Origin of the sequence: Virgibacillus oceani, from assembly GCF_014638995.1 — a bacterium.
In the GTDB taxonomy this organism is placed as follows: Bacteria; Bacillota; Bacilli; order Bacillales; family Amphibacillaceae; genus Virgibacillus_E; species Virgibacillus_E oceani.
This window is the reverse complement of the sequence record NZ_BMFR01000016.1, coordinates 47,765-66,659: the sequence shown is the minus strand read 5'-3', so window position 1 is coordinate 66,659 and position 18,895 is coordinate 47,765. Positions and strand designations below refer to the sequence as shown.

25 protein-coding genes are annotated in these 18,895 nt (G+C 37.4%); 16 read left to right on the top strand and 9 right to left on the bottom strand.

The window, feature by feature from the left end; all coding sequences use genetic code 11:
• Window positions 1–108: 108 nt before the first annotated feature.
• The 6 genes from IEV74_RS15825 to IEV74_RS15800 all read right to left on the bottom strand — a co-directional run bounded on the left by IEV74_RS15825 (window position 109) and on the right by IEV74_RS15800 (window position 6,194).
• On the bottom strand, window positions 109–2,214 hold the full coding sequence (locus tag IEV74_RS15825; protein WP_188456346.1) for a heavy metal translocating P-type ATPase: 2,106 nt from the start codon (window positions 2,212–2,214) through the stop codon (window positions 109–111).
• Window position 2,215: 1 nt separating this feature from the next.
• Window positions 2,216–2,581 (bottom strand): ArsR/SmtB family transcription factor, encoded by a 366-nt coding sequence (locus IEV74_RS15820; protein ID WP_188456345.1) that lies wholly within the window; start codon window positions 2,579–2,581, stop codon window positions 2,216–2,218.
• 335 nt (window positions 2,582–2,916) lie between these two features.
• Window positions 2,917–4,032, bottom strand: a complete 1,116-nt coding sequence (gene menC, locus IEV74_RS15815; RefSeq protein WP_188456344.1) for an o-succinylbenzoate synthase — start codon at window positions 4,030–4,032, stop codon at window positions 2,917–2,919.
• A 15-nt stretch (window positions 4,033–4,047) separates the two neighbouring features.
• Window positions 4,048–4,827 carry a GNAT family N-acetyltransferase gene (locus tag IEV74_RS15810; RefSeq protein ID WP_188456343.1) on the bottom strand — a complete coding sequence of 260 codons (780 nt, stop codon included), beginning with the start codon at window positions 4,825–4,827 and terminating at the stop codon, window positions 4,048–4,050.
• A gap of 264 nt (window positions 4,828–5,091) precedes the next feature.
• Window positions 5,092–5,874: a membrane protein insertase YidC gene (yidC, locus tag IEV74_RS15805; protein ID WP_188456342.1), complete on the bottom strand. Its 783-nt coding sequence runs from the start codon at window positions 5,872–5,874 to the stop codon at window positions 5,092–5,094.
• Complete coding sequence (locus IEV74_RS15800; RefSeq protein WP_188456341.1) at window positions 5,814–6,194, bottom strand: hypothetical protein; 381 nt, start codon at window positions 6,192–6,194, stop codon at window positions 5,814–5,816. Before IEV74_RS15800 ends, yidC begins: the two co-directional genes overlap by 61 nt.
• 118 nt (window positions 6,195–6,312) lie before the next feature.
• Between IEV74_RS15800 and IEV74_RS15795 the strand changes: the two genes are divergently transcribed.
• The 6 genes from IEV74_RS15795 to IEV74_RS15770 all read left to right on the top strand — a co-directional run bounded on the left by IEV74_RS15795 (window position 6,313) and on the right by IEV74_RS15770 (window position 9,695).
• Window positions 6,313–6,708 carry a VOC family protein gene (locus tag IEV74_RS15795; RefSeq protein WP_188456340.1) on the top strand — a complete coding sequence of 132 codons (396 nt, stop codon included), beginning with the start codon at window positions 6,313–6,315 and terminating at the stop codon, window positions 6,706–6,708.
• Between the two features lie 183 nt (window positions 6,709–6,891).
• Window positions 6,892–7,476 carry a DJ-1/PfpI family protein gene (locus IEV74_RS15790; RefSeq protein ID WP_188456339.1) on the top strand — a complete coding sequence of 195 codons (585 nt, stop codon included), beginning with the start codon at window positions 6,892–6,894 and terminating at the stop codon, window positions 7,474–7,476.
• Window positions 7,472–7,822, top strand: coding sequence for a DUF4260 domain-containing protein (locus tag IEV74_RS15785; RefSeq protein ID WP_188456349.1), 351 nt, complete (start codon window positions 7,472–7,474; stop codon window positions 7,820–7,822). The genes IEV74_RS15790 and IEV74_RS15785 overlap by 5 nt, the downstream gene beginning before the upstream one ends.
• A gap of 56 nt (window positions 7,823–7,878) precedes the next feature.
• Window positions 7,879–8,037, top strand: a complete 159-nt coding sequence (locus IEV74_RS15780) for a small acid-soluble spore protein P (protein ID WP_099157529.1) — start codon at window positions 7,879–7,881, stop codon at window positions 8,035–8,037.
• A 255-nt stretch (window positions 8,038–8,292) separates the two neighbouring features.
• Window positions 8,293–8,901 carry an SIMPL domain-containing protein gene (locus IEV74_RS15775; protein ID WP_229683218.1) on the top strand — a complete coding sequence of 203 codons (609 nt, stop codon included), beginning with the start codon at window positions 8,293–8,295 and terminating at the stop codon, window positions 8,899–8,901.
• Between the two features lie 143 nt (window positions 8,902–9,044).
• Window positions 9,045–9,695 (top strand): YczE/YyaS/YitT family protein, encoded by a 651-nt coding sequence (locus IEV74_RS15770; protein WP_188456337.1) that lies wholly within the window; start codon window positions 9,045–9,047, stop codon window positions 9,693–9,695.
• A gap of 107 nt (window positions 9,696–9,802) precedes the next feature.
• On the opposite strand, the gene IEV74_RS15765 is transcribed toward IEV74_RS15770, so the two are convergent.
• Window positions 9,803–10,285, bottom strand: a complete 483-nt coding sequence (locus IEV74_RS15765) for a PaaI family thioesterase (RefSeq protein WP_188456336.1) — start codon at window positions 10,283–10,285, stop codon at window positions 9,803–9,805.
• Window positions 10,286–10,411: 126 nt separating this feature from the next.
• Between IEV74_RS15765 and IEV74_RS15760 the strand changes: the two genes are divergently transcribed.
• The 4 genes from IEV74_RS15760 (at window position 10,412) to IEV74_RS15745 (ending at window position 12,572) form a co-directional block, all read left to right on the top strand.
• Entirely contained in the window at window positions 10,412–10,837 is a 426-nt protein-coding gene (locus tag IEV74_RS15760) for a spore coat protein (RefSeq protein ID WP_188456335.1), read from the top strand.
• Window positions 10,838–10,903: 66 nt separating this feature from the next.
• Window positions 10,904–11,458 (top strand): SLOG family protein, encoded by a 555-nt coding sequence (locus IEV74_RS15755; protein ID WP_188456334.1) that lies wholly within the window; start codon window positions 10,904–10,906, stop codon window positions 11,456–11,458.
• 212 nt (window positions 11,459–11,670) lie between these two features.
• Complete coding sequence (locus IEV74_RS15750; protein ID WP_229683217.1) at window positions 11,671–12,108, top strand: hypothetical protein; 438 nt, start codon at window positions 11,671–11,673, stop codon at window positions 12,106–12,108.
• 2 nt (window positions 12,109–12,110) lie between these two features.
• On the top strand, window positions 12,111–12,572 hold the full coding sequence (locus IEV74_RS15745; protein WP_188456332.1) for a hypothetical protein: 462 nt from the start codon (window positions 12,111–12,113) through the stop codon (window positions 12,570–12,572).
• A 366-nt stretch (window positions 12,573–12,938) separates the two neighbouring features.
• Here the strand turns inward: IEV74_RS15745 and IEV74_RS15740 are convergent, their stop codons facing one another.
• Window positions 12,939–13,406 carry a glycoside hydrolase family 25 domain-containing protein gene (locus tag IEV74_RS15740; RefSeq protein WP_188456331.1) on the bottom strand — a complete coding sequence of 156 codons (468 nt, stop codon included), beginning with the start codon at window positions 13,404–13,406 and terminating at the stop codon, window positions 12,939–12,941.
• Between the two features lie 326 nt (window positions 13,407–13,732).
• Here IEV74_RS15740 and IEV74_RS15735 point away from each other — a divergent pair, with 326 nt between their 5' ends.
• Together IEV74_RS15735 and IEV74_RS15730 are read left to right on the top strand one after the other, a co-directional pair.
• Window positions 13,733–14,350 (top strand): DUF47 domain-containing protein, encoded by a 618-nt coding sequence (locus tag IEV74_RS15735; RefSeq protein ID WP_188456330.1) that lies wholly within the window; start codon window positions 13,733–13,735, stop codon window positions 14,348–14,350.
• A 13-nt stretch (window positions 14,351–14,363) separates the two neighbouring features.
• Window positions 14,364–15,362, top strand: coding sequence for an inorganic phosphate transporter (locus tag IEV74_RS15730; protein WP_188456329.1), 999 nt, complete (start codon window positions 14,364–14,366; stop codon window positions 15,360–15,362).
• A 51-nt stretch (window positions 15,363–15,413) separates the two neighbouring features.
• Here IEV74_RS15730 and IEV74_RS15725 read toward each other — a convergent pair whose 3' ends face one another.
• Complete coding sequence (locus tag IEV74_RS15725) at window positions 15,414–16,571, bottom strand: acyl-CoA dehydrogenase family protein (protein WP_188456328.1); 1,158 nt, start codon at window positions 16,569–16,571, stop codon at window positions 15,414–15,416.
• 140 nt (window positions 16,572–16,711) lie between these two features.
• Here IEV74_RS15725 and IEV74_RS15720 point away from each other — a divergent pair, with 140 nt between their 5' ends.
• The 4 genes from IEV74_RS15720 (at window position 16,712) to IEV74_RS15705 (ending at window position 18,893) form a co-directional block, all read left to right on the top strand.
• Complete coding sequence (locus IEV74_RS15720; RefSeq protein WP_188456327.1) at window positions 16,712–17,341, top strand: YczE/YyaS/YitT family protein; 630 nt, start codon at window positions 16,712–16,714, stop codon at window positions 17,339–17,341.
• 95 nt (window positions 17,342–17,436) lie between these two features.
• Entirely contained in the window at window positions 17,437–17,637 is a 201-nt protein-coding gene (locus tag IEV74_RS15715) for a hypothetical protein (protein ID WP_308419007.1), read from the top strand.
• A 13-nt stretch (window positions 17,638–17,650) separates the two neighbouring features.
• The gene (locus IEV74_RS15710) at window positions 17,651–18,022 is read left to right on the top strand and encodes a VOC family protein (protein ID WP_188456325.1); all 372 of its coding nucleotides are present in this window, start codon (window positions 17,651–17,653) and stop codon (window positions 18,020–18,022) included.
• Between the two features lie 37 nt (window positions 18,023–18,059).
• A complete protein-coding gene (locus IEV74_RS15705; protein WP_188456324.1) occupies window positions 18,060–18,893 on the top strand; it encodes an alpha/beta fold hydrolase in 834 nt (277 codons plus the stop codon).
• Window positions 18,894–18,895: the final 2 nt, after the last annotated feature.

Sequence of the window (18,895 nt, the reverse complement as noted above, 5' to 3'; positions counted from 1 at the left end):
ACCCCTTCCCCTTATATGTACCAAGAGATGGAGGGGTGTTATTGTGTGATTTTACTGTAAAACTCAGGATAAAAATACAAGGGAATTTCAAGAAACTGCAATTTTTTATTAAAACCTGGATCGAATTAGCCTTAATGAGTTCAATACAACAATTAAAGTTGCCCCCATATCGGCTATTATGGCAATCCATAATGTTAGCAATCCAGGTATGGTTAATGCTAAGGCTGCTAGTTTTAATCCAAATGCCAGACCGATATTTTGCTTGATTATCTTTAATGTTTTGCAACTTAAGTCAATTGTGTAAGGCAATTTCTTTAGGTCGTCTCCCATTAGGGCAATGTCAGCTGTCTCAAGTGCTGTGTCCGTTCCGGCGCCGCCCATTGCTATCCCAACGGTTGCGGTGGCTAGAGCGGGAGCATCGTTCACACCATCGCCAATCATTGCCACATGTCCATGTTGCTGCTGCAGTTCATGTATGGCATTTAGTTTATCAGCAGGCATTAAATCGGTTTTTATATTTGTAATACCTGCTGATTTTCCTATTGAATTTCCAATTAATTGATTGTCTCCAGTCAACATGACAGTTTGTTTTATCCCGATCCGATACAGTTGTTTTATGATAGATTGTGTACCTTCACGAATCTGGTCAGCAATTCCAAACAGACCAATAATCTCTTTTTCGCTTGCTAAGAGTACAACAGTATTTCCACCTGACTGCAGATGTTTTATTTTTTCTAAAAGATTATCCGAAAAGCTAGGATGGTCTTCGAAAAGGGAAGGACTGCCAATTTTATAATTCGTTTTATCAATTGCAGCTGTTACACCTTTTCCAGTTATTGAATGGAAGTTCTCTGCAGTTATTTTTTTAACCCCTTTTTTCTTAAAGGCATTCGTGATTGCAGATGCTAAAGGATGCTGTGAAAAATGTTCAATGGAAGCAGCGATTGATAGAACTTTTTCTTCTGAATGGTCTGCCATCGGAATTATCGAAGTTACTTTAGGTGTACCTTTTGTTAATGTTCCTGTTTTGTCAAAAGCTACAACCTTCAGTCGACCGGTTTCTTCTAAGTGAATGCCCCCTTTGATTAATACGCCATTACGTGCTGCATTGCCAATAGCGGTTACAATCGCAACTGGTGTTGATATTACGAGAGCGCATGGACAACCGACAACAAGCACAGCAAGTCCTTGGTATACCCAGTCAGACCAGGAAGCTTCGAAAAGTAATGGTGGGATTATTGCAACTAATAATGAAATAAGCATGATGGCAGGTGTGTAAAAGTTGGCGAAACGGTCAATAAATTTCTGTGTCGGTGCTTTCTCCGCTTGTGCTTCTTCAACTAAGTGAATAATTTTTGCGATTGTTGTATCATCAGCATATTTTGTGACACGAACTTCCAATGAACCCTCTTCATTAAGTGTTCCCGCAAATACTTCATCACCAACAGTTTTATAAATAGGGATGGATTCTCCTGTGATGGATGATTGATTAATAGTTGATCCACCATTTACGATTTGACCGTCCATCGCAATCTTATTCCCTGGTTTTACCAGCATAATGTCGCCGATTGTAATATCGTTTACTAAAACACTCACAAACTCACCATTTCTTTTGATAAGTGCCTTAGAAGGTGCAATATTGATTAAAGATGTAATGGAGCGCCGTGCTTTTTCCATGGAATAGCCTTCTAATGCTTCACTAAGAGCAAATAGGAAAACAACTACGGCACCTTCTGCCCATTTACCAATTAGAACAGCACCAATGATAGCGATTGTCATGAGTGTTTTCATATCAAAATCAAGATGAACCAAATTTTTAGATCCTTCTTTAAAAAGAATTGATCCCCCAACGATTATTGCTACGAGAAAGCTGCTAATCGTAAGTATATGCTGCTCATCCAATTGGAAAAGAAATGTGTATCCGATAATAATGAAAAATAATGCTATAAAAGTAGGCAGATTCGTGCTTTTTTTCCAAAATGGTGTAGAATCTTCAGTTGGCCGCACCGATTCTTCATATACTTTTATACTATCAAATGCACCGGCTTCTTCTAATTGTTCAACAGTAACTTGACCTTTAACCTTAAGCTTAGATGCACCGAAGTTTAATTCAACCTCTTTAACAGTAGATATCTGCTGAATGTTTTTTTCAAATTTAGCGGCACAATTTGTACAGGATAGTCCCTGTAACCGATACGTATTTTCCTCGCTCATGTTAATCCTCCTCTGCATGAATTAGAGCGATGTTCACGAGCTGATGGATATGTTCATCTACTAGTGAATAAAAAATGCGTTTTCCATCTCGTCTAATTGTTGCGATGTTCATATTTTTCAATGTTCGCAGGTGATGTGAGGCGGTTGCATTGCTTGACCTGATAATATTTGCGACATCACAAACGCAAAGTTCTTCCTCAAGCGTAAGCGCATATGCCACCTTTAGCCTTGTCGCGTCTGACAGTGCTTTAAATAGTAACTCAACACCCTCAACGCGTTTTACTTCAGGCTGGATGTTTTCAACAACTTCTTCGTTATAACAACTTACATCACATGTATCTGATATAGATTTAACCTGATTGCGCATGTGTTCACCTCATTCAAATGATCATTTGAATATTAATTATATGCAGTGTATCGAATGTTAGTGAGGGTGTCAATAAACTATTCCATTATCCGAATGGTAATTGTTATAATAGATAAAATTATGGGGGTTAGATATAAATAGTGAAGAACATCGAGCCGCAATGGAAATATTGCTAACATGTATTGCAGCATCCTCAAGCAATCCCAATGTTCAGCAATATAAACGGGCTATTCAATTTTATGCAGATAAATTGGACAAAACGTGGGAGTAATACTTTAACTTAATAATAGCTAGCAGGAGGGGGTGGGGCACCTCCTGCCTCGCTTCATGTTTGTTTAAAAGTCAAACGTCTTTACAGCAACAGTGTATTTTTCCAATGCCACATCATCAATCTCGTAGCCGATGCCGGGCCTATCTGGTACCTTAATTAGACCATTTTCTACAATTACTTCAGGCTGGATGATGTCTCTCTCCCAATAACGTGAGGAACCCGCAGTATCTCCAGGTAAAATGAACTGTGGCAATGTGGTCAATGCAATATTGTGCGCGCGTCCGACTCCAGCTTCAAGCATCCCGCCACACCAAACGGTGATACCTTGTTCCTTGCAGAAATCGTGAATTCGTTTTGCTTCAGTTAGTCCTCCTACACGGCCTATTTTAATGTTAATAATTTTACAGCTGCCTAATTGTATTGCCTTTTTTGTATCAGCAAGGGAATGGATACTTTCATCTAGGCAAATAGGTGTTTTCAGTGCTGCCTGTAATTTGGCATGATCAACAATATCATCATGTTCCAATGGTTGCTCAATCATCATTAAATCTAGTTCATCCAGCTGCTGCAGATGATGCATATCGTTTAATGTGTACGCAGAATTAGCGTCTGCCATAATTGGAAGATCAGGATAATGGGCTCGTACCTCACGAAGAACATCTATATCCCGGTCAGGTTTTATTTTTATCTTAATGCGCTTATATCCTTCCTGAACGTAATGATCGATTGTATGAAGCAGGTCCTTTACGGTTGGCTGAATTCCAATGCTTATGCCTACATCAATTTCCTTTTTTGTTCCGCCGAGTGCTTGAGCAAGCGGAATCTTTTTACGTTTGGCATAAAGATCCCAGATGGCCCCTTCAAGTGCTGCCTTAGCCATGTTATTTCTTCTAATTGAGGAAAATAGGCCGGATACATCATCGGGATGGCTAATTTCATTTTCCTGTAATATTTTTATTAAAAAATCTTCTATGACATGCAGACTTGTTTGTACCGTTTCTTCACTGTACCACGGGCTTGAGAAAGCAACTGATTCGCCAAATCCGCGGTTTCCATCATCATCAATTGCCTCGGTAATAAAAAACTCCTTATCTTGAAATGTACCAAAACTTGTTGTAAACGGGTCATTTAAGCGCATTTCCAATTTGTGCAGCTTTATTTGCTTGATAGGAATAGTCATTTTTGTTATCCTCCGTTATTTAGAAAAATAATAATAGCTAATTGGATTGGATTCATCTCGAACAACGTCTATTGCTTGAAATCCTTTTGAAAATAATGCCTGAAAAACCTTTCTCGTTTCAAAACGCCATTCTCTGGCAAGCTGCGGATTCTGTTGCTTTATCGTTTGAAATTTTTCTGGAATGGCAATAAACCAGACATCATTAGCAGAATCAATATTTTCTTTAATGGTGATTGGATAGCCATCCTTATCGATATTAAGCAATAACTTAGCTTCATCAAAATCAATTGCCTGGTATGTTGTCCTATTAAAATGCCATTCAATTTGAATACGGTCAGTCGGCAGTCCTTGGTTAAGTCCATCGTCCATCGAGCCATAATGATCTATTTTATAATGTGCACCAATGGCACCAAGTTTGTGTAAGTTCAAATACGCATTTAGGCTTTCTAAAGGATCAAATGTCCATGTCATCATTGGATACCCCATTTTTGCTGAGATTTCCGCTTGTTTCAATTTCATTTTCATCCCGAGCCCATCTTTACGATAGTTTGGTAAAATTCCAAGCATATGTGAACAGAGATATGGATCATTTCCATCGAATCCAGCAAAGCTATAGATGAATCCAATCATTTTTCCTCCATCGTAAGCACCTAAAAGAACACCACCATGATTCAGGGCGGTATACGTTTGATGGATTGGGGTAGGAGGCATATGCCAAACAGATTCCTCTACTTGTTGCATCTCAGCTAATTCTTCTAAATTTGTAAGCTGCCGTATTTCTATTGGGTTAGACATGGAAGATCCTCCTTTGAATTTCCCAGCATATAGAGAGCATTGTAGCTTTATAGTCAGTAATTTTAATTGTTGTGATAATGTATTTGCTTCTTCGATATTTAATGGTAAAGGATTTACATTATTTGAGTAATGTATCATGATTTTGATGTTATCGCAATATTTAATCTTTGATTACAAAATAACTAAGCTTGCTTAACGGAAATATCCAAAATATTCATTAAAACTGCAAAAAGCTTCCTGATCAGGTGACCAGGAAGCTTTTTCTTATTTTGCTGGATGCAGTTTTCTGGAAATCAGTGTTTGACCAATTAAGAATAGACCTCCAACTGTCCAATATAATGGCAGGGCAGCCGGTGCGTTAAAGGATACGATACCGATCATGATCGGCGAAATTAACCCCATGAAGGCTGTTTGCTTCTTTTGCTTCGGATCCATGCCTAATTGGGTAGCTTTGAATTGCAAAAAGTAAACCACGACAGCGACTATTGTTAATAGGATATCGGTAGAACCTAAGTTAAACCACAAAAAGTTATGTGACGCAATTTCCGGTGTTCTCCTAATTGCGTAGTAAAACGCGATCAGAATTGGAAATTGAATGATCATTGGCAGACAGCCCATCGATGCAATTGGGTTTAATTGGTGTTTTTGATATAGCTGTGTCATTTCCTGCTGCATCTTCATCTTGGAATCTGCATCCGTTTTATCCTTATATTTTTCCTTGATTTCATTCATTTCGGGTTTGATGATATCCATTTTTTCTTTCATTTCTCTTGAATTTTTCATTTGCTTTAGCATAAATGGCATGATCGCTAGTCTGATAAATAGCGTAATTACAATAATGGATAATCCATAATCATCGCCTAAAAAGGATGCTAAACCTTTTATGAAATTGGAAAATGTTAAAACAAAATAATGATCAAACCAGCCGGGTGAATCTTCTGTTATTGGGTTATTTGAAGCCCCAGAGCACCCAGTTAAAAAAATGATTAAGATAATCCCGGTAAAGCTATATTTCTTGAAAAATGTGAATACAGTACGATTTTGCATTGTTGTCCTCCTCGATTAATTTTCTCTTTATTTATAAACGAGAAGGAATCGTTGTCAGAATCGTCATCAGGTGCATCTATACGCTTTGTCGTATTTGTAATCCATTTATGAATCTCAGGAATTTCTCCAATTGGTTCGCGTTTTGGCAGTAATTGTATTTTACTTGCATGTGATTCTCTTGTATATATATTGTTGTCCATCAATGTATTGTGCATGTCCATGTTAAAGAAACGATAGGCACAAATCATTGACAGGACAATGCTAATGTAAAAATAAAGTGGGGAGATCTCACCAAGTAAGTCATACAATAGCTCAATCATCTGTATTCACCTCCTATTATATTCTTGTAAACACTTATACGATTTTACACCTAATTTAGTTTCATGAAAATGGTGTTATGATGGAAAAAAGAATATTACATATGGGAGATGAAAAACAATGATACATGAAATGACAGTCCAGGTACGTGTTACGAATATTAATGAAGGTCAAAAATGGTATCAGACATTTTTTAACAGGCAGCCAGATTTTAAACCTCACGAAGGATTTGCTGAATGGGAGATCATCCCAAATTGCTGGCTGCAGCTGGCTGAGGGTGAACCTGCTGAGGGAAGCGGTCCGATTCGTTTAGGCGTAGTTGATATTGTGGCGGAACGAAATCGCCTTGAAAATGAATTACATATTGAACACTTCGAAATCTTTTCTAGGAAAGAGGTTCCTGTTAAATGGGCAACATTCGGTGATCCATGGGGAAATCGCCTTGGCATTTTTGAGTATGTGGATGAGGACGAGAAAGATGAGAGAATAAAGAGGATAATTAAAACTAAGGACTAATATGGAATCAAGCAGCATGTTATTAAATTCTTTATATGGTGCGAAAATATTTTGTCGAATTTTAGGAATATTTGTTATGATGTTAATAGGTTTAAGACATAAACTAAACTCCAAAGGGGCGATAGTATGCTATTTGAAAATTATTTACTTCACTTATAAGCTTTAAAAATAGGGAGGTAAATTATGAATAAGGCACTTTTTTTTATATACGATGGTTTTGCAGAATTTGAAATAAATTTATTAAGCTTCTTTTTAAAAAGCAAAAATTATGAGATTGAGACGTTTACGATTGATTCTGAGAAAAAAATTGTAACAGGTGAATCTGGGTTTCTTTTTCAGCCACATAAACTCATTTCCGAAATTGATCATGTGGATTCCTATGAGTTGTTTGCCATACCAGGAGGTCCAATTTTTGATTTAATGACCAATGAAGCTTTGCTCAATCTTGTTCGTGCATTTCATGAAAAAGATAAATGGATTGCTGCAATATGTGCTGGGACTGGTTTAGCAGCAAAAGCAGGGATTTTGGAGAACGTACCATTTTCAACATCGTTATCACCGGCAGAAAATGATGTTCAGCACATTCATAATTGGATATTTAAACAAAAAGATGATGTAACAGTTCATGGGAATATTATTACGAGTACGGCTTCTGCTTATGTTGAATTTGCCTCAGAGGTGATTAAACAACTGAACTTGTATGAGCCTGGTGAAGAGAATGAAACTCTAGCATATTTTAAAAATTTTAATCGAGGTGATTTCAATTAGTAAGATTTTGTTACATATCGAAGGCTTAGCAGTTTTGATATTGAGTATCTATTTTTATGCACGATTCGATTTTAGCTGGATTATGTTTTTCATACTACTGCTAAGCCCTGATTTATCAATGTTTGGCTATGCAGTTGACAAAAGAACCGGTGCAATTGTATATAATATTTTTCATTCCTATATAGTACCAATTATTTTGATACTATTAGCGCTGATAATTGCGAATAACTTGTTATTAGCAATTGGAATTATTTGGGTTGCACATATTGGTATGGACCGGACAGCAGGATACGGCTTAAAATATCCTGCTGACTTCAAAGATACTCATTTGCAGCGCGTTGGATGAACGTATAAATCATTATTCCTTTCCAAAAGCTATCCCTAATGGAAAGGAGGATGAAGATGTCCAAGTCGAAAAATCGAAAAGGTCCTAAGCAACAAGAAATGCCTGATTTGCCGCTAGCACCGCAGCAATCCTATGGGGAACCTTTACAAGGATCGAAAAAGGTCAAAAATAAGAATCACTCAAGACAAAAACATAATGCTGGTCATGATATGTAGAACATAGGAATGGTCCACAATTAATCCCTTCATTTAAAAAGATGGAGGGATATTTTTTTCTAACAGTTTGAAATCCCTTATTATTAAATCAACTAATTATTATAGCTATCCATTCCAAATGTTTCTTTGTACTGCTTAAGCCTTTAAACATTTTTGCCATTTAGGCATATTATCTACTATGACCTTAAGAAAGGCGGAATGAAATTGTTCTATCCATATATACCTCAATATAGGGAACAGCTCGAATCTCGTGTAATGACTGTCACAGGAAATGCGAGCCTGTCTGTTGAACCGAATGTGGTAACGATTCAATTGGAAGTTGTTACGGAGAATGATGAACTAAAGGTGGCGCAACAGGAGAATGCCAATACGATTAATCAGGTTATACAATCACTGCTGCAGTTAGGAATTCCAAGAGAAAATATCCAAACAGCTTCTTACAACATTTTTCCAAAATATGATTATGTTGATGGAAAACAAGTATTTCGAGGGTATGAGGTTACGCATGCACTTAGTGTAACAATTAACTCAATTAATCAAGCGGGAACAATTATCGATGCAGCTGTACAAAACGGGGTGAATCGTGTGTCGAATATCGAATTCACCGTGGATGACAAAGATAACTATTATCAGCAAGCCTTAAGTGCCGCTTTGGAAAATGCAACCGCCAAAGCCGAAACAATTGCTGAAACGTTGCAAGTAAATTTGGACCCATATCCGATAAAAATTGTTGAAAATTTTAACGAGCGACCAGTTGCCTTTCAAACGTTTGCTACAGCGGAAAAGAGTTCTGCCACAACAATTGAGCCGGGGCAAATTATGATTGCTGCAAATGTTACAGCGCAATTTCAATTCAATGCATAGGAAAATATATACAACGCGACGGATTTGGTTACCTAAATCGTTTGCGTTTTTCTTTTATGAAGTGACAAATTATTGGATATTGCTTTAGTCCTCATTATATTCTATTATTAGATTTAATTGTAATGAACGAAGGAAGGATGTCTATGATTGGTATTATTCGCTGGCCCTGTTTTGTATTGGGGGTTATTTTTTTTAGCTTTGGTATTTCGGTAACCATTAATGTGCAGCATTTAGGTATCCATCCATGGGACGTTCTAAATGTAGGACTATATGAAAAAATAGGATTTACAATAGGAACATGGAATATTGTTTGCGGAATGATATTGGTCACCGTGTCATGGATTCTTGATAAAAGCTATATACGATTAGGTACTTTTTTAAATGCATTTTTAGTTGGTTCGTGCGTCGATTTCTTTTTATGGCTGGACTTTTTGCCGCAAGCAGCACATTCATGGATTGATATCTTAATCATGGTAGCGGGAATAATTATTATGGGAGTTGGCGGCGGCATCTATAATGCGGCAGGAGTTGGTTCCGGTCCCCGGGATGGGTTTATGCTATCGATTTCAGATAAGCTTGGCGCACCTATCGGAAGAGTAAGAATTATTACGGAAAGCAGTGTTTTAGTGATTGGCCTGTTACTAGGTGGTCCGGTTTTTATTTTTACGTTTATATTTACATTTGTTCAAAGTCCTATTTTCCAATTTGTTTATTTAAGATGTAAGGGATTTATTGAGCGAATTGAAGCTCACAAACTTGGAGAACGTGCATCGGATTCCGGTGTTGCTAGGTAAATTGGGAGCCTGCATTTTGGACCAGCATTTGTAAGCTTTTTAGAATAAATGATTTGTGTAATATTGAATAGCGCATGTATATTTTAGAAAACATGCGCTTAATTAATTTAGTTATCCATAAACGTGCTTGGCATGACAACGGCAATAACTTCCCCTTTTGCACAAACCTTCCCATCTGCAAAAACCTCTGTATGTACTTTAAATTTCTTAGGATGAATTTCTTCTATTGTGCCCACAGCCTTTAACGGAATGCCAAGTGGTGTTGGTTTGATAAAATCTACATGTAATGATGCTGTTACAAAGCGCGGGGGTTCTGCGCTGTCCCCTGGTTCATGACCGTTTTTTCTATGTAGTGCAAGGGAAGCCGAGCCAGTACCGTGACAGTCAATAAGGGAGGCGATCAATCCGCCATAAACAAAACCAGGCAGTGCAGTATGCTCATTTTTTGGTGTATATATGGTTATCGTGTTTTTACCTTGCCAGCCTGTCCGGAAGCGGTGCCCATTTTCATTCAATTTCCCACATCCATAACACCACGAAAAATCATCTGGATAGTCATCTTGTATAGCTTTTGCAATAGTATTATCCATTATTTCCCCTCCTTTTCAGAATAGTATATCATAAAAGAATATTTTAAAATAGGTAGGTGCCTCATACATACTGCGGACATCTGTCATAGGTTATTAGTGAACCTATCACAAGAAAGGGGCTTTTATATGAGGCATCAGCACGGTCGTAATTGCGGCTGTCCAAGACGTATTGTCCATCCAGTAAGACAAAATGTTGTTGACTGTTGTACAGAGGATGTGGTGGAGCATGTACATCCTTCCCATACAACAGTTAGAAATCACCACTTAACTAGAAATAGGCATGTATATCCACATTCTACATCTGTACAAAATACATTCAACAGTGTAGACGAATTTGGGGGAGCATTTAATGTACCATCCCCGCCGCAAGGGGTCGCAGGAGCAATGAGTCCGGAGAGTCCGAATCAGGTCGCAGGGGCAATGAGTCCGGGTGCTCCAAATCAAGTTGCGGGGATAATGAATCAGGGTGGTCATCATGGTAAATGCATGAAACCAGCATTCCATCAACCGCAAGCCATGAACAACTGGAAACAACCGCATAAATGGTGTTAATCTTAATAAAGAGTTGGTAGGTGTTTACCAGCTCTTTATTTTAGCTGAAATGAGGATCGACTACATATGAAAATAGTGGCAGTTACTGGTTATAAACCAATGGAACTAAGTATTTTTAAGCCTGATGACGAAAGAATTAAATTTATCAGGGCTGCAATTAGAAAAAGACTGATAGAATTTATTGAGGAAGGATTAGAATGGGTGATCATTTCTGGGCAAATGGGAGTTGAATTGTGGACAGCAGAAGTCGTTCTTGAACTGCAAGAAATTTATGATATAAAAATTGGTGTAATTCCGCCATTCGAAAATCAGGAAAACCGCTGGCCGGAACAAATGCAGCAGCAGTACCAGGAAATTAGTATCGCTGCAGACTTTTATCAGCCGCTTTATAAGGGTGACTATAAAGGTTCATTTCAATTTAAAGCTAAGAACATGTGGCTTGTTGATAAAAGCGATGGCTGTTTAATTTTAATCCATGATGAGTATCCTGGCAGCAATCGTTTTTTTTACGAAGAAGCGCAACAGACAGCTAAAGATTATCCGATTCATACAATTACTCCTGCAGACTTAGAAGATGTTGTTGAGGAGCTTCGGATGGAGGATCCGGGATATTGGGATTAATGAGCATATCATAGTATCAGTATTTATTGAAATGCCGATATTCATATGAGGAAATTAAAACTCTAATTGTACAGAATTATATGTTAATTTTATGATAGAATGATTGTGTAAGTAATAATAAATTTGTTGGAAAAGTCTTCGTAAAAAAGAAAAATGATTATATAAAGAGGAAGATACAGATGGGCGAAAAGGAAAAAGAGATATTTCGGAAATTGGCGAAGTATGCAGCATTATTCATGGCCATAATGTATTTCTTAATTGCACTATCCCAGCTTTTTGCTTTACATTCTAGTGGATATTCATTTGAACTGAATGAAAATCATGACAAATTATTTATACACGAACGTTTCTCTGATGAAGATACAACTGTTCCTGTAAGTGATCAAAATGTTGGTAAGCTGCTTTATATTTTAAACACGGAACAATTGCTTGAAAATGACTGGGAATTGGGTTCAGCACTTGTTTCCTTGCTTATCGTATGCCTCGTTTTCTTCAAAAAGTCCAAGATACCAATCATTTCTAATTCGAAGGTATCTGTTCCATTATTCCTTATACTTCTCTTGGTAATTATTATCGTTCAGTTGAGTCATTTTGGCAGTGAGATCCAGGAACTGCAGCATCATTTAACTCAATTAAGGATGGAGGGTTAAAGTTGACCTATGAATCTACTGCAAAACATCAAACTGCATATCAAACAATTTTATTCGTAATATTAATTCAGGCATTAGGTGATACGGAACATAGTGCATTAGTTTTATTGGAAGTTTTGCTATGTCTGCTTTTAGTTGCAACCATCTTTATTCAATATACCCTTAAAATTAGTAAAAACGGTTTGTCTTATCACATAACGCTTTTCTCCATATCAATCTATAAAAAAGAACTTCCCGCGGTTCAGATTCAAAAGATAATATTCAAACGATACGGCTGGTCAACAAGAGGGGCAGTTATCCAAATGGAGAAAGGATTGAATATACGCATTATTGCATTTAGACCTGTTAAAGTTTATGAGAATCTTGTTAAGTTTGCCGGTGCAAACAACATATCTATGTCAAAGTCAAACGACTATCAGATTCTGGAAAAGTTAAAGCCCCGGAAGGCAATGGACTATGAGTAAGAGAATAATTCATTTGGTTAATATAGTATTGTAAGCTTGCTTGGTTTGTCTAGTGGTTTCCTAGGATACGATATTTTTAGACTGGTTGTATTCATGTTAGGGATTTGGTTGCTTTCCTATTATTAACAAATTAAGTGTTTTCGTTCTCCTGAAAGTTTACGAAACGATTCATTTTGAAACTTACACGGTTATCCTTGATTATTCGGCAAAAGAGCCAGTAATTTAAGGTAGCAATTCTGGGATAAAAAGGTAAATATGAATTCAATCCATTTTCGATTGAATTCATATTTTATTTTCCTCCGGTTACCATAAAAAATCCAGCATTTCTCCTTCAACTATATTCGTCGATTGTACACTTTTGTGCATCTAGTGCATATTGCCAACCCTGAAATTCACAGGGGAGTTTGGTTCAATGTCCCTAAATAGTGCAACCCCTTCTGGTACCCCTAATTCAACTGCATAATCAATTGCTTGTTCAGCTTCTTCTGCACCATTATCGTAGCCGGTTGCAACAGTAAAGTGATTATAAATAACGGGAACCTTTACATCTTTATCATGAAGGTAAACTGTTTCATCACAATCCAATCCTTCAGAAACCCCTTCTTTATCGGCTAAATATCGTCCCCATACTTCAGGGTCACCGAAATTGCTTTTAACACATTGGTATAAATCTTCATCCGTTTGACTAGCGGAATCAACACCCCATAATAGCTTATCTTTATCCCGGTCGCTTTGATCAGAATTTGAGTTGTAACTCTCTTCAGCAGGTGGGTCATTTGATTTTCCAGAATTGTTATCAAAAATAAATTGGTTCAGTGTTATTGGAAATGCCAATACAAAAACTATTCCAAGGACCATGAAAAACAGGCCCCGCATAAAAAACTAGAAAAACCTCCCTTCATGCTTATTGCAGTATATTGAAAAGAGGTACGGCATGTGTAGGCTGGTCAGTATGTTGCCCAAAATCCGATGCAATTTATAAACCTTGATGAATTTGAAGAAGTTCGTGCATAATTAAAACGAGTTCGAAAAAGAAAAGTCGACAAAATTCTATTGTTTTATCTAATTTTTTGATATGATATGTAAGGATTTTGTTTTAATTAAAATCGTAATCGAAATAATGAGTTAGTGGTTCCTTAATTTCAACTGGAGGGTATGAAATGTTTAAAAAAAAGGCAGATAAATTTTCACTTTACTTAGTCGATTTTGCAGAACACTTGGACAAGACGGTCGATTTTTTTGTTAATTTCAAAGTGAAGGATACCGATACACTGAGGGAATTTGCAAATACGATTAAACAGTATGAATCTGAAGCTGATGATAAAGTGCATCAGGTGATCAAGGATTTAAACCAAGCATTTATAACACCAATCGAGCGCGAGGATATCATGCAGCTTACCATGAATTTAGATGATATCATAGATGGGATGGAAGAATTCTCAGCAATGATGGATATCTATCAAATCGTTTCTTCTGATGATTTTATGGACCGATTCACTGACAACATATTAAAATGCTCGAAAGAAATTTTAGCTTCCATGCATTTAATAGCTAATAATGGATTAAAAGATGTAGAACAGCATGCAATTAAAATAAAGGAATATGAGAGTAATTGTGATGATTTATACCGTAAGTCGTTGAAAAACCTTTTTCAAACGGAGAAAGACTCCATAAAGGTAATCCAATACAAGGAAATATATGAAACCCTTGAGGAAATTGCAGATTATTGCCAAGATGTAGCAAGCACACTCCAAAGCATTATCATGAAAAACGCGTAATGAGGGATTAACAATGGACATACTTTTTGTAACGATCATATTAATTGTAATATTTGCTCTTGCCTTTGACTTTATTAACGGATTTCATGATACCGCAAATGCAATCGCCACTTCCGTTTCAACAAAAGCATTAACCCCAAGAAGGGCCGTTTTATTGGCGGCAGTAATGAATTTAATTGGGGCATTGACATTCACTGGCGTTGCTAAGACGATCACTAGTGGTATTACGGATCCATTTGACCTTGAAAATGGCATGGTTGTCATTTTAGCGGCATTAATTTCGGCAATTACATGGAATTTGATTACATGGTATTTCGGAATTCCAAGTAGTTCCTCACATGCGATTATCGGTTCGGTTGTTGGAGCGGTTATTGCATCTGCCGGTTTTTCTGCCATCAATTTCGGTGGTTTATCAGGGATTATAATTGCTTTACTTGTCTCTCCAGTACTTGCATTTGTAGTAGGGTTCATTTTCTATGGCATCATAAAAGTGATATTCAAAAACAGTAACCTGGCGAAAACAAATAAACGATTTCGTATCGTACAAATCTTTACCGCCGCGCTGCAATCATTTTCACACGGTACTAACGATGCGCAAAAATCGATGGGGATTATCACAATGGCATTAATTGTTGGTGGTATGCATGAATCTACCGCAATTCCATTTTGGGTACAGCTTTCCTGTGCACTTGCTATGGGACTTGGTACATCTGTTGGCGGCTGGAGAATTATAAAAACAGTCGGTGGCAAGATTATGAAAATCCGTCCAGTCAATGGAGTAGCTGCGGATTTAACTGGTGCGGCTGTTATATTCGGGGCAACGTTAATTCATCTGCCTGTTAGTACAACACATGTCATTTCTTCTGGAATATTAGGCGTCGGTGCCTCACATCGCGTAAAAGGTGTAAATTGGGGTGTCGCACAAAGAATGCTTATCACATGGGTCATCACCCTGCCTATAACCGCTATGCTGGCGGGAATCGTTTATCTAATACTAAACCTGTTTTTATAAAGAGGAAACGGCGGGACATGGGGTCAGACCCCATGTCCCGCCTCACTCTCATTATTTCAATGCGCGTCCTGCGAGCATTTGAATTACCATATCGTCCATTGGCGGATTATGAAGCCCTGCTCTTACATCACGATAATATTGTTCAAAACGGGAACCTTTCGCAAGACCCCTTCCACCTGCAATCCGCATTGCAAGGTCAACTACCTCGTTGGCGGTATTGGTAGCTACTGTCTTGACAGCAGCAAGTTCCGGGCCAAGCAAGTCTCGCTCTTCAGGTTTTTCATCCCATTTTTCCGCAATTCGATACATGAAATGTCTGGCCTGCATCAATTTTAATTCCATTTCACCAATCTTTTGTTTGACATGCGGAACTTCGGAAATAGTAGTATCTAAACTATTTGGCTGGTAGCTTTTCGCAAAAAGTATTGCATCGTTTCTTGCGGCAATGGCAATTCCTAAATAGCAAGCAGGGATATGCAGAAGCCATCCTTTTGGTTTTCTAGGTTCTTCACTAGCTAATTCAACAAGCAGATCGTCTGCTAATTTCACATCATGTAAAACTAAGTCATCACTTCCAGTACCACGCATGCCAAGCGTATCCCACGTATGATCAACACTTATGCCTGGTGTGTCCTTATCGATAAGGAACCAGCCGACTGCTTCCTTATCCTCTACATAGGCGGAGACAACAAAATAATCTAAACTACTAGCCATCGATGTAAATGATTTTCTACCATTTAAGATATAAAAGTCTCCATCTTTTACAGCATTAGTTTCCGGTTTACCACCACGTGTGGGACTTCCGGTAGCTGGTTCCGTTGATGCTCGGTTTAGCACTTTCTGATGGTTGACAATTTCACTCGCTATCATGTTAAATTTATCTTTGGGCCACAGTTGCTGCTCACTTAATTCCATCACTATTCCCATATGCCATCCTATTGATAGCGCTGTTGCACCGTCACCTGCTGCCAGTCTTTCCTGCATAAGAATTAATTCGTAAAGACTTAAATTTTGTCCACCGTATTCATTAGGAAGCGGCAGTGAAACATAATCCTCACTTTTTAAATCCTGTAAATTTTCTTTTGGCAAGGTCGCAGTTTTTTCAGCTTCCGGTACTCTTTGTTTAACAAGATCAGCGATTTTATCAGCTTTATCAAATAATCGTTGTTGACGTTCATTGTTTATAAAAGGTTTAAATAGATTAGACACATTTATTCACTCCAGTAAAAGTAGTATAATATAAATCTTATTAAATTTATCGGGATTATGCCACTCATGGACCTTAGATTGGTTTCCTGTTATAGTATTAGGAGAATTTAGCAACTAATGTTTTTAAGGGAGGTGCAGTCATGCGGCTAATGCGTGCCGGATTTCATTTATACATTATAGGTATTATCATTTTGACACTGGGTATAGCACTTACAATCCAGTCAAAATTGGGTGCATCACCGTTTGATTCCCTTCTTGTTGGGTTGCATCGGACATTTGGATTAACTGTTGGCAGCTGGGAAATCGTTGTCGGTCTTTCAATGGTTCTTTGTAATGCCCTTGCAGAGAAAAAAAGACCGGAATACTATGCCTTGCTAACGTCCCTGATTACTGGTCTTGGTATTGATGCATGGTTATTTTTATTGAAATCATGGGCAGTGCCAGTGACCTGGGTTGGGCAGACTGTGTATCTAGGGCTTGGAATTGTTTTAATTGGTCTTGGTGTGGCGGTATATTTGCAGTCAACATTTGCCCCAAATCCAATGGACCGTTCCATGCTTATCCTTTCAAAAATAACGGAATGGAGCATGACTTATTCACGTGCTCTAATTAGTGTAGTACTTGTCGTTTTAGCATATTTTTTCGATGGAGCAATAGGCATTGGAACACTGCTTAATGCACTGTTATCAGGAGTTGTCATTAGTTTTTTTGTGCCTTATGTTACGAAATATAAAAATCTGGGACAGAAACAGGAGAAACTGGCTTCATAAGCAGGTTCTCTTTTTTGCATTAATAGTAGAAAATATTCTTGAAATTACTTTGCCATTCCTTGCCATTATCGATACAATTATAGATATAAAGCGAGGTGTTCAAATTGGGTTTCCTTATTAATTTAGTTTTATATATAATTGGACTTTTTATTCTTTATCTTATTATCCAAGCGGCTGTTAGAAATGGCATCGATAATTCTGAAGTGGGGAAAATAATAAGGGAGAAGTATGGAACGGATAGTATTATTAAAAATGATAAAAAGTCATTTTTAGACGATGATTTGGATAAGGATTGACGGGAGGTGCCACATGAATTTTAAAGAATTCGGGGTAATATTATTTGTTGACCGTTATCAGAAATGTATCCATTTTTATAAAGAAGTTTTACAGCTTGAAGTGCGTAATGAGGAGGATAGCTTAGTTACATATAATATTCCTAGTGGTTATCTTATGGTTGAAAAAGGCGGAGTTGGATCTGAAAGTGAAAAAGACCGGAGTCAAAATCCTGTTGTATTGAGGTTCAATGTCAATTCACTAGAAACCGAGGTTATGAAACTGGAAAAACGTGGCGTGAATTTTTACCAAAAACGTTTAGCATTTGATTGGGGCACAATAGCTGTTTTCCAGGATCCAGATGGAAATCGTATTGAACTTGGTGAGATGACTAGAGTGAATTGTTAAAAGAAATTTAGTTGTGATATATGAAGGAGGCATGATAATGAATATAATGACAGGTGATGGTATTAGCCTGTACGTTGAAAGGAAAGGCGGGGGGATACCATGTATATATTTACACGGTGGTCCAGGTTATTGGAGCAAAACATTTCAGCATTTTTCAGGTAAGTATCTGGAAGAGAATATGGAAATGATTTATTTAGATCAGAGAGGCTGTGGCCGATCTGCTTATGATGACAAACTAAATTATTCATTGAATAGACTAGTAGATGACATTGAAGAGGTTAGAGAACAATTAGGTATTGATGAGTGGTATGTTATGGGCCATTCATTTGGTGGGATTCTTGCTGTTAATTATGCTTATAAATATCGTTTAAGAACGCGAGGGATAATTCTTACAAATGCTACATTAAATATGATCGATTCCTTTAGTCATCAAATTAAAAAAGGAAGGGAAATTCTAAACGAGAAGCCAATCGATATACCAACAGATGATCTTCCTTCCTTTATGACTGTGTTTTATTCGACTTTGGAAAAATTAATAAACAGCGGGAAATACTTTAATTTGCAATTTAAAAACCTTGGTAATAAAACAGAAATGGATAAATTGGATAAGTATCTGGATACGGATCCTTCGTTTCAACAATTCATATTTTCGGCAGAAGAATACTTTCAGGACTTTACAAGGATTACTGATAAGATAAACGTGCCAGTACTGGTTATTACGGGAAGGTATGATGATGCAATTGGTCCAGCCCACCATCAAACCTTTAAATTTTATAATTCTATGGTAAATGTTCTAAATAGCAAACACCACCCATATATGGAGGACCCACTTGCATTCAATAAGGCAATCGCTGCGTTTATTAATCAATGATA

Excerpts from the sequence above, each read along its gene's own strand:
- IEV74_RS15790 (WP_188456339.1), top strand. The coding sequence starts at position 6,892 with ATGAATAAGGCACTTTTTTTTATATACGATGGTTTTGCAGAATTTGAA.
- IEV74_RS15780 (WP_099157529.1), top strand. The coding sequence starts at position 7,879 with ATGTCCAAGTCGAAAAATCGAAAAGGTCCTAAGCAACAAGAAATGCCT.
- IEV74_RS15825 (WP_188456346.1), bottom strand. The coding sequence starts at position 2,214 with ATGAGCGAGGAAAATACGTATCGGTTACAGGGACTATCCTGTACAAAT.
- IEV74_RS15755 (WP_188456334.1), top strand. The coding sequence starts at position 10,904 with ATGAAAATAGTGGCAGTTACTGGTTATAAACCAATGGAACTAAGTATT.
- IEV74_RS15705 (WP_188456324.1), top strand. The coding sequence starts at position 18,060 with ATGAATATAATGACAGGTGATGGTATTAGCCTGTACGTTGAAAGGAAA.
- IEV74_RS15795 (WP_188456340.1), top strand. The coding sequence starts at position 6,313 with ATGATACATGAAATGACAGTCCAGGTACGTGTTACGAATATTAATGAA.
- IEV74_RS15765 (WP_188456336.1), bottom strand. The coding sequence starts at position 10,285 with ATGGATAATACTATTGCAAAAGCTATACAAGATGACTATCCAGATGAT.
- IEV74_RS15775 (WP_229683218.1), top strand. The coding sequence starts at position 8,293 with ATGACTGTCACAGGAAATGCGAGCCTGTCTGTTGAACCGAATGTGGTA.
- IEV74_RS15760 (WP_188456335.1), top strand. The coding sequence starts at position 10,412 with ATGAGGCATCAGCACGGTCGTAATTGCGGCTGTCCAAGACGTATTGTC.
- IEV74_RS15735 (WP_188456330.1), top strand. The coding sequence starts at position 13,733 with ATGTTTAAAAAAAAGGCAGATAAATTTTCACTTTACTTAGTCGATTTT.
- yidC (WP_188456342.1), bottom strand. The coding sequence starts at position 5,874 with ATGCAAAATCGTACTGTATTCACATTTTTCAAGAAATATAGCTTTACC.
- IEV74_RS15770 (WP_188456337.1), top strand. The coding sequence starts at position 9,045 with ATGATTGGTATTATTCGCTGGCCCTGTTTTGTATTGGGGGTTATTTTT.
- IEV74_RS15730 (WP_188456329.1), top strand. The coding sequence starts at position 14,364 with ATGGACATACTTTTTGTAACGATCATATTAATTGTAATATTTGCTCTT.
- IEV74_RS15820 (WP_188456345.1), bottom strand. The coding sequence starts at position 2,581 with ATGCGCAATCAGGTTAAATCTATATCAGATACATGTGATGTAAGTTGT.
- IEV74_RS15810 (WP_188456343.1), bottom strand. The coding sequence starts at position 4,827 with ATGTCTAACCCAATAGAAATACGGCAGCTTACAAATTTAGAAGAATTA.
- IEV74_RS15710 (WP_188456325.1), top strand. The coding sequence starts at position 17,651 with ATGAATTTTAAAGAATTCGGGGTAATATTATTTGTTGACCGTTATCAG.
- IEV74_RS15720 (WP_188456327.1), top strand. The coding sequence starts at position 16,712 with ATGCGGCTAATGCGTGCCGGATTTCATTTATACATTATAGGTATTATC.
- menC (WP_188456344.1), bottom strand. The coding sequence starts at position 4,032 with ATGACTATTCCTATCAAGCAAATAAAGCTGCACAAATTGGAAATGCGC.
- IEV74_RS15800 (WP_188456341.1), bottom strand. The coding sequence starts at position 6,194 with ATGATTGAGCTATTGTATGACTTACTTGGTGAGATCTCCCCACTTTAT.